This window comes from Photorhabdus hindustanensis (genome assembly GCF_002968995.1).
GTDB classification, from domain to species: Bacteria; Pseudomonadota; Gammaproteobacteria; order Enterobacterales; family Enterobacteriaceae; genus Photorhabdus; species Photorhabdus akhurstii.
In genome coordinates, this window is sequence record NZ_PUWT01000005.1 from 19,074 (window position 1) to 33,728 (window position 14,655).

Consider the following 14,655-nt stretch of genomic DNA (forward strand, 5'->3'; position numbering starts at 1 on the left):
GTGCCCCAGATTTTTTTATCTTTCTTACCAAAACAATGAGGCAGCTTAACAACCCCAAAATAGGCCATCTCACAAAGAGAGTCATCATGGAACATCGAGGAAAACGGTTGGCTGATGGAATAAGCGCGAAAACTGTAAATCGAGATATATACAGACTATCCGGCATGCTCTCGACCTTAATAAAAATCTACAAGGTGTTTTGCTCGTGCTTGATGGTTCCGACTTTTACACCACCAAGCGAATACTAGATCAATACTCGGAACTAAGTCAATGAACATAGGAGAAAAAATAAAGGCCATGCGTAATGCAGAGAACCTGAGTCAATCACAATTCTGTGAAATCATGCAGCTCCCCCTTAGCACATTAAAAAAATTAGAGGGAGGACATAACGAACCCGGCTGGAACACACTTTCTAAATTAACTCAACACCCTAAGTTCAAAAAATATACGCTGTGGCTAATGACTGACACTACAGCACCGGAAGCTGGTCAAGTCTCGCCGGCTATCGCGCACAATGGGCCAGAGAACGAAACCTCATTCCACTCAAACCAGAAAATTGGCTAGATATTGGTTATGCGTATGCTGACGGGTTGTGGTCACAATCTGTCAGTTTCATCGAAGGGCTTACTTATGCCAATTAAGAAGCTCAATGATGGTCGTTATATGGTGGATATTAGACCTCTTGGGCGACAAGGAAATCGCATCAGGAGAACATTCAACAAGAAGACAGAAGCTATTGCCTTCGAACGTCATTCAATGGCAAATGCTCAAAAACCCAGTACAAGAACTGATAGACGAGACCTTAGTGATTTACTGAACTTATGGTGGCTATATCACGGACAAACCGCAGAAAACGGCACTATAGAAAAACGACAACTGATGAAGACAATCAGGCAGTTAAATGATCCATCTATAAACCGTCTCAACAAGCATGTTTTACTGGAACACCGCAGTAATCGCCTGGCTGATGGGATCAAAGCGTCAACGATAAATCGGGATATGTATCGTCTATCAGGAATGATAACGACATTGCAAAAACTTGAAGTTTTTAGCGGTAGCAACCCACTGAATGGATTACCCCCGTTAAAGGAAAAACAGCCAGAAATGACCTTTCTAACAAAAGAAGAAGTCAAAACGCTGTTATCAGTACTATCAGGGGATGAAAGAAAAATTGCGCTGCTATGTCTCAGCACGGGTGCCAGATGGGGAGAAGCATCAACCCTAAAAAGCACCCAAGTAAAGAGTTGTCGAGTGACATTTTTAAAAACTAAAAATGGCAAGCAAAGAACTATTCCGATATCAAAAGAGTTAGAAAAGGAAATCAAACAGAAGTCAGGGGAATTATTTGACGTTGATTACGAAAGCTTTCGTACAAAATTAAAGTCAATAAAACCTGATTTACCAGAAGGACAAGCAACGCACGTTCTACGCCACACATTCGCAAGTCATTTTGTGATGAAAGGTGGAAACATTGTTGCACTGCAACAAATACTCGGTCATGCCAATATACAACAAACTATGGCGTATGCTCATCTAGCACCCGACTATTTGCAATTTGCAATCACGTTAAACCCACTGAATGGCGGCATGGAAATTTAGCAATCCTAAGCAACCGTAGCACTCAAAAGTGTCCACACTAGTGTCCACACTTGAAAATTTCCACGCTACTTACAGTTGCTTGTAAAAATTTTATCTGGTTGATTTTAAAGTGAATTAATCTTAGCCAGATAAAAAAATCCCGCCATAAGGCGGGGGAAAAGACAGGGATGGTGTCTATGGCAAGGAAAAATTCTCATTTGCTACTACTTTGCTGCTATGGGTATTACAAATCAGTTCGGTAATTGGGACATACGCTGCCGATAATGCTGTTCCAATTGTGCTTGTTGCTCAGGCGTTAACAGTTGGTATATCAGGTGATGGATACGGGCCATTTCTACCTGACGTTCCACATTACATCTGAGCATCTTTTCAATCAGGGCTTTTACTGCCACTTCATCAAAATCCTTCGCAGTGACCAGCTTACGCATCTCTTCTCGCTCTGTACGGCTCATCGACATCGATGAACGTGGTTGATGTTTCTGCCCTACCAAATCACGCATCTGTTGACGCTGCTGCTCAGTTAAAGTGATACCGCTGAACATATGGTCATTGTCACCAGCATCATTATTACGATAATAATAGTTTCCTGCATTTTTATAATCGCAAGGCGCACAATTATCAGGTACCGTAGCAGCGTGTATTGTACTTGCTGTTCCAGCTAAAGATGCTGTCGAGCCAAGAACAAACATTGACGCTAAAACTAACGCTGCTATGTTACGCATTAAACAACTCCTCGTTTCCCCGAACGATGCTATTAGGTCCAATGTGGACAACTATACCTACGCGGCTGCAAACTAGCGTCAAAGGCTTGTAAAAGAACGTAAAGTCGTGGAATAGCAAAGTTTGTTATCGTATTTTTGTTCTTGGAGGAAGTAATCGATGCATAAAATCCTATTAGTTGATGATGACCGTGAACTGACATCACTATTAAAAGAATTACTTGAAATGGAAGGATTTAACGTTGTGATCGCTCATGACGGAGAGCAGGCATTAAAATTCCTTGACGATTCGATCGACTTACTACTACTCGATATTATGATGCCGCGTAAAAATGGCATTACGACATTGAAAGAGCTGCGTCTACACCATCAAACTCCAGTCATTATGCTGACAGCGCGAGGAAGTGATTTGGATCGTGTTCTGGGACTAGAATTAGGGGCGGATGACTATCTTGCCAAACCATTTAATGATCGTGAGTTAGTAGCGCGTATACGTGCTATTCTTCGCCGCTCAAACTGGAGTGAGCAGCAACAAACAGACAGTGGCCTACCTACGCTTCAGGTCGATAACCTGCAATTGAATCCCGGCCGACAGGAAGCCAGCTTCGCTAATCAGATTCTCGATTTAACCGGTACTGAATTTACCTTGCTCTATTTACTAACTCAACATTTAGGTCAAGTTGTTTCCCGCGAACATTTGAGCCAAGAAGTATTAGGTAAGCGACTCACCCCATTTGACCGAGCAATTGATATGCATATCTCTAACCTACGCCGTAAATTACCTGAGCGGGAAGATGGACTACCCTGGTTTAAGACTTTACGTGGGCGAGGATATTTAATGGTATCTGCGACATGATAAACAGTTTAACGGCACGCATCTTCGCAATTTTCTGGTTTACGCTGGCATTAGTCCTAATGTTGGTATTAATGGTGCCGAAACTGGATTCCAGACAACTAACCTCTCTGCTGGAAAATGAATATCGGCAGGGAGTTATGCTGGAACAACATATCGAAGCGGAATTAGCTCAAGATCCCGCTAACGATTTACTTTGGTGGCGCCGTTTATTTCGCGCGACTGAAAAATGGGCCCCCCCAGGTCAGCGCTTGATACTGGTCACCAGCGAAGGGCGAGTTATCGGTGCACAAAGAAGCGAAATGCAAGTTGTCCGCAACTTTATTGGACAATCAGATAACGCCGATCACCCGAAAAAGAAAAAATATGGCCGCTCTGAAATGTTAGGGCCCTTTTCCATTCGAGATGGAGAAGATCATTATCAACTTTATTTAGTTCGTCCAGCGAATAGCCCACAATCGGATTTCATTAACCTGATGTTTGACCGGCCACTATTACTATTAACTGCCACGATGTTAATCAGTGCGCCCCTCCTATTATGGCTGGCATGGAGTTTAGCTAAACCTGCCCGCAAATTAAAAAATGCCGCCGACGATGTTGCTAAAGGTAATTTACGTCAGCATCCAGAACTGGAAGCTGGCCCGCAAGAGTTTCTGGCCGCCGGTAACAGTTTCAACCAAATGATCAGTGTATTGGAAAGAATGGTCACCGCACAACAACGGCTAATTTCCGATATCTCCCATGAACTACGCACACCGCTCACCCGCCTACAACTTGCCACAGCATTACTCCGCCGCCGTCATGGCGAGAGTAAAGAGCTGGAAAGAATTGAGACAGAAGCCCAACGGCTAGACAGCATGATTAACGATCTATTAGTACTCTCCCGCAGTCAGCATAAAAATGAACTGCTGAGAGAAAACATCAAAATGACAGATTTATGGCACGATATTCTTGACAATGCCCGCTTCGAAGCCGAACAAATGGACAAAATCCTTGAAGCAACTTTACCACCGAGTTCTTGGGCAATTTACTGCAACCCATTAGCACTTGGCAGTGCTTTTGAAAATATCGTGCGTAATGCCTTACGCTACTCCCACCACCATATTGCGGTCGCATTTAACACCGATAATCAAGGAATCACCATTACCGTTGATGATGACGGCCCGGGCGTCAACCCGGAAGACCGCGAACACATATTCCGCCCTTTCTACCGTACAGACGAAGCCCGCGATCGGGAATCCGGCGGCACTGGCCTTGGTTTAGCCATTGTTGAAACCGCGATTAACCAGCACCGTGGTTGGGTACGTGCTGAGGATAGCCCACTCGGCGGCTTACGCTTGGTTATTTGGCTACCGCTTCATGGCCGGTAATACAGATTTTTGCTAACATCACTCTACAAATTTATTAAATAAATAAATTTTATTTATACTTGACCCGGCAAGTCTGACGGTTTAACCTCCCCTGTTATTCATTAAAAATACTTATCTTTAATTGCTTTTATATTACAGCAGACAAAAGCACTGAAAAATCAAAACAGTAGATAAAATTATAAGATTCCATGGAGTTCTGGGAGCCAATAACCTAGTGCGGTAGCGTTGTTATTACTTTATTTATTATTTCAGCGATATATCTTACACAATCTATTAAAAAACCTATTAAAATTTCACCTGCCAAATGAAACTTATGGAAATAGATAGCATCCTATTAAAAACCAAATGTAATTTATTTTCATAAGTTTTATTTTTAAGTCATTATCTTAAAAGGCAAAATATGTCCTCACTCAACATTCTCACCGAGAAATTTGATAATAAAACCGCCACCATTGCCATTGTTGGCCTGGGTTATGTTGGCTTACCGTTAATGCTCAGATATAACGATATCGGTTTTAAAGTCATTGGTTTCGATATTGATAAAGAAAAAACAGATAAATTAAATCACGGCCAAAGTTACATTGAACATATTCCCGCGACCAAAATCAGTCACGCGATAAAGACCGGTTTTGAAGCCACCACAGATTTCACCAAAATCACTCAATGCGATGCCATTATTCTTTGCGTCCCGACACCGTTAAATAAATACCGTGAACCCGATATCAGTTTCGTCATTAACACCACCGACAGGGTAAAACCGTATTTAAGAGCCGGACAAGTCCTCTCCTTAGAAAGCACCACCTATCCGGGCACCACGGAAGAAGAGTTACTCCCCCGGGTTGAAGAAAGCGGATTAAAGGTGGGTGAGGATATCTTTCTGGTCTATTCACCTGAACGGGAAGATCCCGGTAACCCCGATTTCGAAACCCGCACTATTCCTAAAGTCATAGGCGGTCATACTGAAAACTGCTTAAAAGCCGGTATTGCCGTTTATCAACACGCCATTGACCAGGTTGTTCCCGTCAGCTCAACCAAAGCCGCCGAGATGACAAAACTGCTGGAGAATATCCACCGGGCGGTCAATATCGGCTTGGTCAACGAAATGAAACTGGTTGCCGATAAAATGGGGATTGATATCCACGAAGTGATTAAAGCCGCGGCAACCAAACCCTTCGGCTTCGTTCCCTATTATCCCGGCCCCGGATTAGGCGGCCACTGTATTCCCATTGATCCCTTCTATTTAACCTGGAAAGCCCGGGAATATGGTATCAATACCCGTTTTATTGAACTCTCCGGTGAAGTCAATTCCTCCATGCCGGATTATGTGGTCAATAAAACCGTATTAGCCCTTAACAAGGCTAATAAATCCATTAATGGCAGCCGCATCTTAATTCTCGGCATCGCCTATAAAAAGAATGTGGATGATATGCGAGAAAGTCCCTCAGTGCATATTATGGAAAAATTAAGAGCATTAGGGGCTAATATTGAATATGCCGATCCGCATGTCCCGCTCTTCCCGAAAATGCGGGAGCATCATTTTAATTTAATCAGCCACCCTCTCACTGAAAATAGTCTCAAAGATTTCGACTGCGTTATTTTAGCCACCGATCACGATAAATTTGATTATGAATTGATCATCAATAACGCCAAATTAGTCGTCGATACTCGTGGCAAATATGCCTCCCATCACAGAAACATTATCAAAGCTTAACTTAGGATAAGATTATGCTGAGCACTATCAACGACAGAAAGATAAGATTTGCTTTAGTCGGTTGTGGGCGGATCGCTAAAAATCATTTCAATTCTCTGGAAATACATCAAGAAACGGCCGAATTAGTGGCCGTCTGTGATAACGATCAAGACGCATTAAACACAGCAGTAGAAAAAACCGGCATCCCGGGTTTTAGCGACTTAAACACGATGCTGGATAACATCACCGCCGATATCATTATCCTGACCACCCCCTCCGGCCTGCATCCAGAACAGGCGATAGCCTGCTTTGATAAAGGCTTTCATGTCGTCACCGAAAAGCCGATGGCCACCCGGCTGGCTGAGGGAGAAAACATGGTTAAAGCGGCGGATAAAGCTGGAAAACACCTCTTCGTCGTCAAACAAAACCGCTTAAACGCCACCCTGCAATTACTGAAACGGGCGGTCAGTGAAAAACGGTTTGGTAAAATCCACCTGGTCCACCTCAACGTTTTCTGGACCCGTCCCCAGGCCTATTATGATCAGGCCGCCTGGCGCGGCACCTGGGAATTTGATGGCGGCGCCTTCATGAATCAGGCGAGCCATTATGTGGATTTAATTGAATGGTTAATCGGCCCGGTCAAAGATGTTCAGGCCATGACCTCGACCCACCTGGATATCGAAACGGAAGACACCGGGGTACTCAATATCCGCTGGCGGGATGGCACATTAGGCTCAATGGCCGTCACCATGTGCACATATCCTCAGAATCTTGAAGGCTCCATCACCATCTTAGGCGAAAAAGGCACGGTCAAAGTGGGGGGTTTGGCTGTCAATGAAATCCAGGAATGGCATTTCGCTGACGAAAAAGAGTATGACCAGCAAGTCAAAGCCGCCAATTACGAAACGACGTCGGTGTACGGATTTGGTCATCCGCTTTATTATAAAAATGTCATTGATGTGATGAAGGGCGAAGCCAAACCGATAACCGACGGCCGGGAAGGCTTAAAATCTTTAGAACTGCTTATCGCCGCCTATTTATCCGCCAGAGATAATAAAACCGTTTCTTTACCTTTAACCTATTAAATCTGTGGAAAAGGTCTCATGTCAGCAGAACACGTGATGATACATCCCAGTGCCATCGTTGATGAAGGGGCACAAATCGGAAAAAACAGCCGTATCTGGCATTTCACCCATGTCTGCTCTGGCGCTCAAATTGGCGAAGGCTGTTCTTTAGGACAAAATGTCTTTATTGGCAATCAAGTCACCATCGGCAATCACTGCAAAATACAAAATAACGTCTCGGTTTATGACAATGTTCATCTGGAAGACGGGGTATTTTGTGGTCCCAGCATGGTGTTCACCAATGTTTATAATCCGCGTTCATTGATTGAAAGAAAGAGTGAATATAAAGATACGCGAGTAAAAAAAGGCGCCACCTTAGGCGCCAACTGTACCATTGTTTGTGGCGCCACCATTGGCGCCTATGCTTTTATTGGCGCCGGCGCAGTAGTGAATAAAGATGTTCCCGATTACGCCCTGATGGTGGGGGTGCCAGCCAAACAAATTGGCTGGATGAGTGAATTTGGCGAACAATTAGATTTACCGCTACACGGCCAAGCCACCGCCACCTGCCCTCACACCCATCATATTTATCAGCTCAATAACAACATTGTCGTGCGCATTAAATAATCAAGGACCAAGGCATGCAATTTACCGATCTGGCAGCACAGCAGCTTAAAATTAAAGATAAAATTGACGCGAATATCCAGAAAGTATTAGCACATGGAAAATATATTTTAGGGCCCGAAGTCGCCGAATTAGAAGACAGGCTCATTGAATATACGGGGGCACCATATTGCATTACCTGCGCCAATGGCACCGATGCCCTGCAAATTGCTTTAATGGCGATTGGCATCAAACCCGGCGACGAAGTGATTACCCCGGGCTTTACCTACATTGCCACCGCTGAAACCGTTGCGCTACTGGGCGGTATCCCGGTTTATGTTGATGTCAAACCCACGACGTATAATTTAGATCCGGCGCTACTTGAAGCGGCGATTACCCCGAAAACCAGAGCCATCATTCCAGTTTCCTTATTTGGTCAATGTGCCGATTTTGACGAAATCAATGCCATCGCCGAAAAATATAATCTTATCGTGATAGAAGACGCAGCCCAGAGTTTCGGCGCCACTTATAAAGGCAAACGTTCCTGTAACCTGACCACAATTTCCTGTACCAGTTTCTTCCCCAGTAAACCGTTAGGGTGTTACGGTGACGGTGGAGCTATTTTCACCCACGATGAAGAACTGGCAAAAATTATTCGCCAAATTGCCCGACACGGACAAGACCGACGATACCACCATATCCGAATCGGGGTGAACAGCCGTTTAGATACCCTGCAAGCGGCTATTCTGTTACCCAAATTGGAGATATTTGATGAAGAAATGACATTACGTCAGCATGTGGCAGAAAACTATCATCAGGCGTTGAACAATATCGGCATCATGACCACGCCATATATTGAACCTCACAATCTCTCGGCCTATGCGCAATATACTATCCGGGTTAAAAACCGCGATGAATTACAACGCAAATTAAAAGAACAAGGCATTCCAACCGCCGTGCATTACCCCATTCCCCTGAATAAACAACCCGCAGTGGCCAGCCATATCGCTCTGCCTGTTGGAGATGAAATTGCACAAGAAGTCATTAGTTTGCCTATGCATCCTTATTTATCCATAGATTTAATTAATAAAATTGCCAGTTCAATTTAAAATCTATGAATTATAAATTATTGCGAAATATATCTGGCTTATTACTCTCATCATTATTCAGCCAGATATTATTACTGCTATCAACGCCAGTATTAACCAGACTATTTTCACCTGAAGAATTAGGTATTTATGCTTCATTTTCATCGCTTTTAAGTGTTTTTGCCGTCGGTGCTTGTCTTCGTTATGAATTTTCAATCAGTGCATCAGGAAAAAAACGTGAAATTAATTCACTAATCACATTATCTTGCATTATTCCCATAACCATTAGCTTGATAGTTATCACTGTTATTGCAATATCTAATATCCCAGAAAAGATAATTATAGGAAATTATATATACTATATCCCTTTAGGTATTATTACCTATGGGTTTTATCGTGCTGTAAGTTTTAATAGTATAAGAGACAAGCAATACCATGCTCTCTCTATCACTAAAATAACGCAAACAGTTGCCATGATTAGCACTCAAATCATTGGTGGTATTACTCATTTAGGTGCAAGCAGTCTCATATTAGGCCAAATATTAGGCCAATCATTAGGTGTCCTATTTTTAAGTAAAAGATCCAAATATCGTTTAATTATCAACAAACATGAATTTAAAAAAGTAAAACTGCTTGCTAACAAATATTATAAATTTCCAGCTTATGATTTTCCTGCGGCTCTCATTAACACATTGAGTAATGAACTACCTCAATTATTTATCATGTCCACCTATGGGCTAAAATCCGCAGGGTTTTATTTAATTGCATCCAGAATATCAGGAGCCCCAATTACACTATTAACCCAAACTGTTTCGTCTATATTACAAGGATATTTAAAAGACACAATTACATCACCTTTTTTAAAGATAAAAAAAAACATTTTATTGCCTAACGCTCATTGCTATTTTATTTGCTATAGTGACATACTTCGCGGGCATACCCATTATAACCTTCATTTTCGGTGAGGAATGGCTTGAATCAGGAAAATATCTATTATGTTTAATACCGCACTTATGCGGACAAATAATATATTCATCGTTATCGATATATTTATCCATTTATGAACATCAGAAAAGCAATTTATTTATTCAAACAATATCGATTATATTAAGATTAATCGCCCTCCTTACTGGATATCTATTAGGCGATATTTATCTTACCCTGTTATTATTTTCACTCACAAGTTTTATTCTTTATATGACGAGTACGGCTTATATTTTAAAATTATCTTTCATGCGTAAAGAAGGTTAAAATGAAGACAAGCAAAAATATAATAAAAATAATTCCCTATATCATTATCGTGATGATTGTCAGCTATACATTCAATAAATATGCTTATGAATTAGATGAATTCAACGGGAATATAAGAAGTCTGGTCATGAAAGGGAAATTCTCTCAACGCGAATTTAATAGCAATGGTTTTCCATTATCCCATTCACCTCATATTCCTAAGCCATTCCTATCCCCATTTTATGTTGTTCACTATGGCCTGATATACTCTTCTTTAGGTTTAAATAAAGATAATGTTAATATATTATGGCGAACCGATTCATCCTTACCCGGCTGGAATGTACCCCCACCTGAATTCAATCAAAAAGAACTAATAGCTAATTTTAAGTTCTCAGCCGACTGGTTATTAAATAATATAAAATTATTTCATGGTGAAAATCATTACTTATATGATTTCGATTGGTCATATAAAGGCTATAAAAACAATAAACTCTTTGCTCCTTGGTGGTCTGGATTAACCGATGCTTATGCCATTATTCTCCTATTAAGAGCTTATGACCATTTTGGCGATAATAAATATCTGTTAACTTCAAAATTACTCTATCAATCATCACTAGCACCTATTCATAAAGGCGGAAGTTTAACAACATTAGATAATATGCTCTGGATTGAAGAATATGTTGATCCTCAAGTCCATTCAGACCAATTGGCTTTTGTATTAAATGGTATGATCTACTCTACTTATGGTATCGAATCCTTTGAAAATTATCTAAACATAGATGAAAGCAAAAGATTATCCGATAATTTATATAAATCGATCAGCCATAATATATTTAAATTCGACATAAAAAACGAATGGTCCAGCTATGATTTAATTGGCAATCCCTGTAATATTAAATATCATAAAATACATACCCTTCTTTTAAAAGATCTGATAGATAGAAATCAAAATTTTAAAAATAAAGAAATAATAGACTTATATAATAACTGGAATAAATCCGCTGCTAATAGCGGATATTATTACATAAAACATGGCCCTATTAGTTGGGCATACTATCAATTTATCACTATGTATCTCCTGTCTATCTTAGTATTATCACTCATTTACTTCTTGATCAGAAAAAATGCAAAATAATATTAAAATAATCCTGAAAATATTTATCTATCAGGTTATTATCTACCTGAACTCAGTGCTTATATTAGAAACCTTTCATGAGATAAGAGGCTATAATATTACCCCACAAGGTTACTTAAGTATTTTTTTCTGCTGGATATCATTCTTACCACTCATTTTACTCAACAACAAAAAAAAATCCAGTGATGGTTTTTTTATGGTTAATCTATATCACTTACATTATACCCATATCAATTATATTCCCACTCATTAATTCGGCCTCTATCAATTCAATCATTTTCGTATGCACAATAAACATATTATTTTTCTCATCAATATTATTTTTTCGAATAATAGATAGAATAACGATGCCAAAACTAAAAATTCCGTGGGATTTATATAAAATACTGATAATAGGATGTGGTATTATTGTACTCTTATTCGTCATTAGTAATCCTGGATTAAGTTTAATACCCCCTAATATATTTAAAGTTTATTCCGTGAGACAGCACTTTAAAGACAGCACACCGCTACTCACTATGTACATCATCACCAATGGGGGATATGTTATTTCACCATTGCTACTATTAGCGTCACTCTATATAAAAGGCCCTATTAGATATATCCTCATTACAATAAGTATTATGATTTCCTATTTAATCTACAGCTCTTCAGGATTAAAAAGCATAGCATTCATGAATCTCGCCGTTATGATCCTATTCTTCTATATAAAAGGAACAAGATCGATAAGCAATTCAGTGATAAATATCATTCTCTATTTATTCCTGACCGCCGGGATACTATATTTTGTTTTCGATTTCTATGATCCACTGATACATTGGCTACGCAGAGTATTCTTCACACCCACATTAAACACCTATTACTTTTATGACTATATTTACAACACTAATAGTGAATTTACGACAGAAGCACCTCAAATAGTTTCTCAGATCTATTATGGCACATCAGGATCGGCGAATACCGGCTTTATTGGAGACGGCATCGCCAGATACGGCACACTGGGTTTAATCATAAACTTTTTTATATTTAATATGTTGCTCTTTGCCATGAACCTGAGCTCAAAAAAAAGTTCCATTTGAATTTTCAACAACACTCTATTTACCCTTTGTCTACACAATATCCAACTCAGCGATTACAGCACTGCTACTGACATATGGTCTGCTGGCATTAAGCATATTATTATTTTTATTCCCGACGAAAACTAACAAAATATCCTTATGAAAATTACACATATGACCTCTGTGCATTCGCGTTTCGACATCCGTATTTTCTTAAAAGAGTGTTCTGCCTTACAAAAAGAACATGAGGTCTCCCTTATTGTTGCAGATGGTAAAGGTAATGAAGTCAAGAATAACATTGCTATCATTGATGTCGGTATATTACCCGGTCGATTAAATAGGATCTTTAAAACAACCAATAAAGTTTATAAAAAAGCATTAGAATTAGACGCTGACTTATATCATTTCCATGATCCAGAACTCATCCCTATCGGATTAAAATTGAAAAAGAAAGGTAAAACAGTCATTTTTGATGCCCATGAAGATGTCCCTAAACAAATTTTTAGCAAACCTTATTTAAATAAATTTACCCGGGTTATTATCTCTAAATTATTCTCCCTCTACGAGAAATATGCTACGCCTAAATTTGATGGAATTATTACAGCTACTCCATCAATAAGAGATAAATTCTTAAAACTCAATAACAACACCATAGACATAAATAATTATCCCATATTAGGCGAGTTATATAATAAAAACGCCAACTGGCATGAAAAAGAAAAACAAGTCTGCTATGTCGGCGGCATTTCTGACATTAGAGGTATAGCCGAGATGGTTGAATCCCTCTCTTACCTTACAACAAATACGACAATGAAATTAGCGGGCAATTTTTCTGACAAAAATTTAGAAAATAAAATAAAAAGTATGAAAAATTGGCACAAAATAGATGAGCTGGGATTTTTAAATCGCATAGAAACCAAAAAACTTTTATCTAAATCTATTGCGGGTATCGTTCTATATCACCCACTCCCCAATCATATTGATGCCCAACCCAATAAAATATTCGAATATATGAGTGCGGGTATCCCGGTTATCGCTTCAAATTTCACATTATGGAAAGATATTGTTGTAAAAAACCATTGCGGCATTTGTATCGACCCATTAAATCCTAAAGAAATCGCTAATGCGATAGATTACTTGTCAAATAACCCTGATATAGCGGAAGAGATGGGTCGCAATGGGCTTATAGCAGTCAATGAAAAATACAATTGGGATATTGAACAAAATAAACTTAACAAATTTTACCAACACATTGGACGTTAATCGATATGAAAAAAATTATTACCGTATTAGGCGCCAGACCGCAATTCATTAAAGCAAGCCCAGTATCTCGCGCTTTAAAAAATCATAATAAATTTAAAGAAATTATCATTCATACAGGTCAACATTTTGATACCAATATGTCTGATATATTTTTTAATGAATTAGCCATCCCCAAACCCGATTACACCCTCAATATTCATGGCGGCTCGCACGGCGAAATGACCGGAAAGATGCTAATCGAAGTTGAAAAAGTACTTATCACAGAAAAACCGGATGCCGTCATGGTATATGGTGATACAAACTCGACTTTAGCTGGCGCACTAGCCGCGTCTAAATTACATATTCCCATTATCCATGTTGAAGCCGGCCTACGCAGTTTTAATATGCAGATGCCCGAAGAGATAAACAGAATATTAACCGATAATGTGAGTTCAATTCTATTCTGTCCAACAGACATTGCCGTCAATAACCTACAAGCAGAAGGCTTCGGCTCAAAGCCCGTTCATATCAGAAAAGTCGGTGATGTCATGGAAGATGCGGCTTTATATTTTAGCCAAATGGCCAAAAAACCCGATGGGCTGGATTCCATACAAAACTTCATATTAACCACACTCCATCGTGCTGAAAATACCGATAACCAAGCACGTTTAACTGCAATTGTAAACGCCTTAAATGATATACATAAAAGAATTGCTACTGTTATCATGCCAATTCACCCAAGAACTAAAAAAATGTTAGCGCAATACGACTTAAATTTAGATGTCCATTTAATTGAGCCAGTGGGATATTTAGAGATGATCTGGCTACTCAAAAACACTACTCTGATTATTACCGATAGTGGCGGACTACAAAAAGAGGCTTTTTTCTTCCGTAAACCTTGTGTAACCGTGAGAGATCAAACTGAATGGGTAGAACTCATTGAAACCGGCGTAAATAAACTCTCAGAAGCTGAAAATAAAAAAAATAACCCAAGCCGTTCATAA

14 protein-coding genes are annotated in these 14,655 nt (G+C 39.8%); 13 read left to right on the top strand and 1 reads right to left on the bottom strand.

Features of this window, described 5'->3' with window-relative positions; all coding sequences use genetic code 11:
- Nucleotides 1-35 precede the first annotated feature (35 nt).
- The 3 genes from C6H66_RS27560 (at nt 36) to C6H66_RS02315 (ending at nt 1,599) form a co-directional block, all read left to right on the top strand.
- On the top strand, nt 36-248 hold the full coding sequence (locus tag C6H66_RS27560) for a phage integrase (RefSeq protein WP_422615620.1): 213 nt from the start codon (nt 36-38) through the stop codon (nt 246-248).
- Between the two features lie 22 nt (nt 249-270).
- Entirely contained in the window at nt 271-564 is a 294-nt protein-coding gene (locus C6H66_RS02310) for a helix-turn-helix domain-containing protein (RefSeq protein ID WP_023043964.1), read from the top strand.
- 66 nt (nt 565-630) lie between these two features.
- Nucleotides 631-1,599, top strand: a complete 969-nt coding sequence (locus C6H66_RS02315) for a phage integrase (protein WP_105394757.1) — start codon at nt 631-633, stop codon at nt 1,597-1,599.
- A gap of 230 nt (nt 1,600-1,829) precedes the next feature.
- Here C6H66_RS02315 and cpxP read toward each other — a convergent pair whose 3' ends face one another.
- The gene (gene cpxP, locus C6H66_RS02320) at nt 1,830-2,321 is read right to left on the bottom strand and encodes a cell-envelope stress modulator CpxP (RefSeq protein WP_105394695.1); all 492 of its coding nucleotides are present in this window, start codon (nt 2,319-2,321) and stop codon (nt 1,830-1,832) included.
- A 157-nt stretch (nt 2,322-2,478) separates the two neighbouring features.
- On the opposite strand from cpxP, the gene cpxR reads away from it, so the two are divergent.
- From cpxR to wecB, 10 genes are all read left to right on the top strand, one after another.
- Nucleotides 2,479-3,174: an envelope stress response regulator transcription factor CpxR gene (gene cpxR, locus C6H66_RS02325; protein ID WP_036780962.1), complete on the top strand. Its 696-nt coding sequence runs from the start codon at nt 2,479-2,481 to the stop codon at nt 3,172-3,174.
- Nucleotides 3,171-4,541 carry an envelope stress sensor histidine kinase CpxA gene (gene cpxA, locus C6H66_RS02330; RefSeq protein ID WP_046395440.1) on the top strand — a complete coding sequence of 457 codons (1,371 nt, stop codon included), beginning with the start codon at nt 3,171-3,173 and terminating at the stop codon, nt 4,539-4,541. Before cpxR ends, cpxA begins: the two co-directional genes overlap by 4 nt.
- Nucleotides 4,542-4,941: 400 nt before the next feature.
- On the top strand, nt 4,942-6,252 hold the full coding sequence (locus tag C6H66_RS02335) for a nucleotide sugar dehydrogenase (RefSeq protein WP_105394696.1): 1,311 nt from the start codon (nt 4,942-4,944) through the stop codon (nt 6,250-6,252).
- A gap of 14 nt (nt 6,253-6,266) precedes the next feature.
- Nucleotides 6,267-7,316, top strand: coding sequence for a Gfo/Idh/MocA family protein (locus C6H66_RS02340; RefSeq protein ID WP_105394697.1), 1,050 nt, complete (start codon nt 6,267-6,269; stop codon nt 7,314-7,316).
- An 18-nt stretch (nt 7,317-7,334) separates the two neighbouring features.
- On the top strand, nt 7,335-7,922 hold the full coding sequence (locus tag C6H66_RS02345; protein ID WP_046395443.1) for an acyltransferase: 588 nt from the start codon (nt 7,335-7,337) through the stop codon (nt 7,920-7,922).
- A 14-nt stretch (nt 7,923-7,936) separates the two neighbouring features.
- Nucleotides 7,937-9,007, top strand: a complete 1,071-nt coding sequence (locus C6H66_RS02350) for a DegT/DnrJ/EryC1/StrS family aminotransferase (protein WP_105394698.1) — start codon at nt 7,937-7,939, stop codon at nt 9,005-9,007.
- Between the two features lie 5 nt (nt 9,008-9,012).
- Nucleotides 9,013-9,951, top strand: coding sequence for an oligosaccharide flippase family protein (locus tag C6H66_RS02355; protein WP_248000591.1), 939 nt, complete (start codon nt 9,013-9,015; stop codon nt 9,949-9,951).
- A gap of 287 nt (nt 9,952-10,238) precedes the next feature.
- The gene (locus tag C6H66_RS02360; RefSeq protein WP_105394699.1) at nt 10,239-11,351 is read left to right on the top strand and encodes a D-glucuronyl C5-epimerase family protein; all 1,113 of its coding nucleotides are present in this window, start codon (nt 10,239-10,241) and stop codon (nt 11,349-11,351) included.
- A gap of 1,217 nt (nt 11,352-12,568) precedes the next feature.
- Nucleotides 12,569-13,672 carry a glycosyltransferase gene (locus C6H66_RS02370; protein WP_105394700.1) on the top strand — a complete coding sequence of 368 codons (1,104 nt, stop codon included), beginning with the start codon at nt 12,569-12,571 and terminating at the stop codon, nt 13,670-13,672.
- 5 nt (nt 13,673-13,677) lie between these two features.
- The gene (wecB, locus tag C6H66_RS02375; protein WP_282183108.1) at nt 13,678-14,655 is read left to right on the top strand and encodes a non-hydrolyzing UDP-N-acetylglucosamine 2-epimerase; all 978 of its coding nucleotides are present in this window, start codon (nt 13,678-13,680) and stop codon (nt 14,653-14,655) included.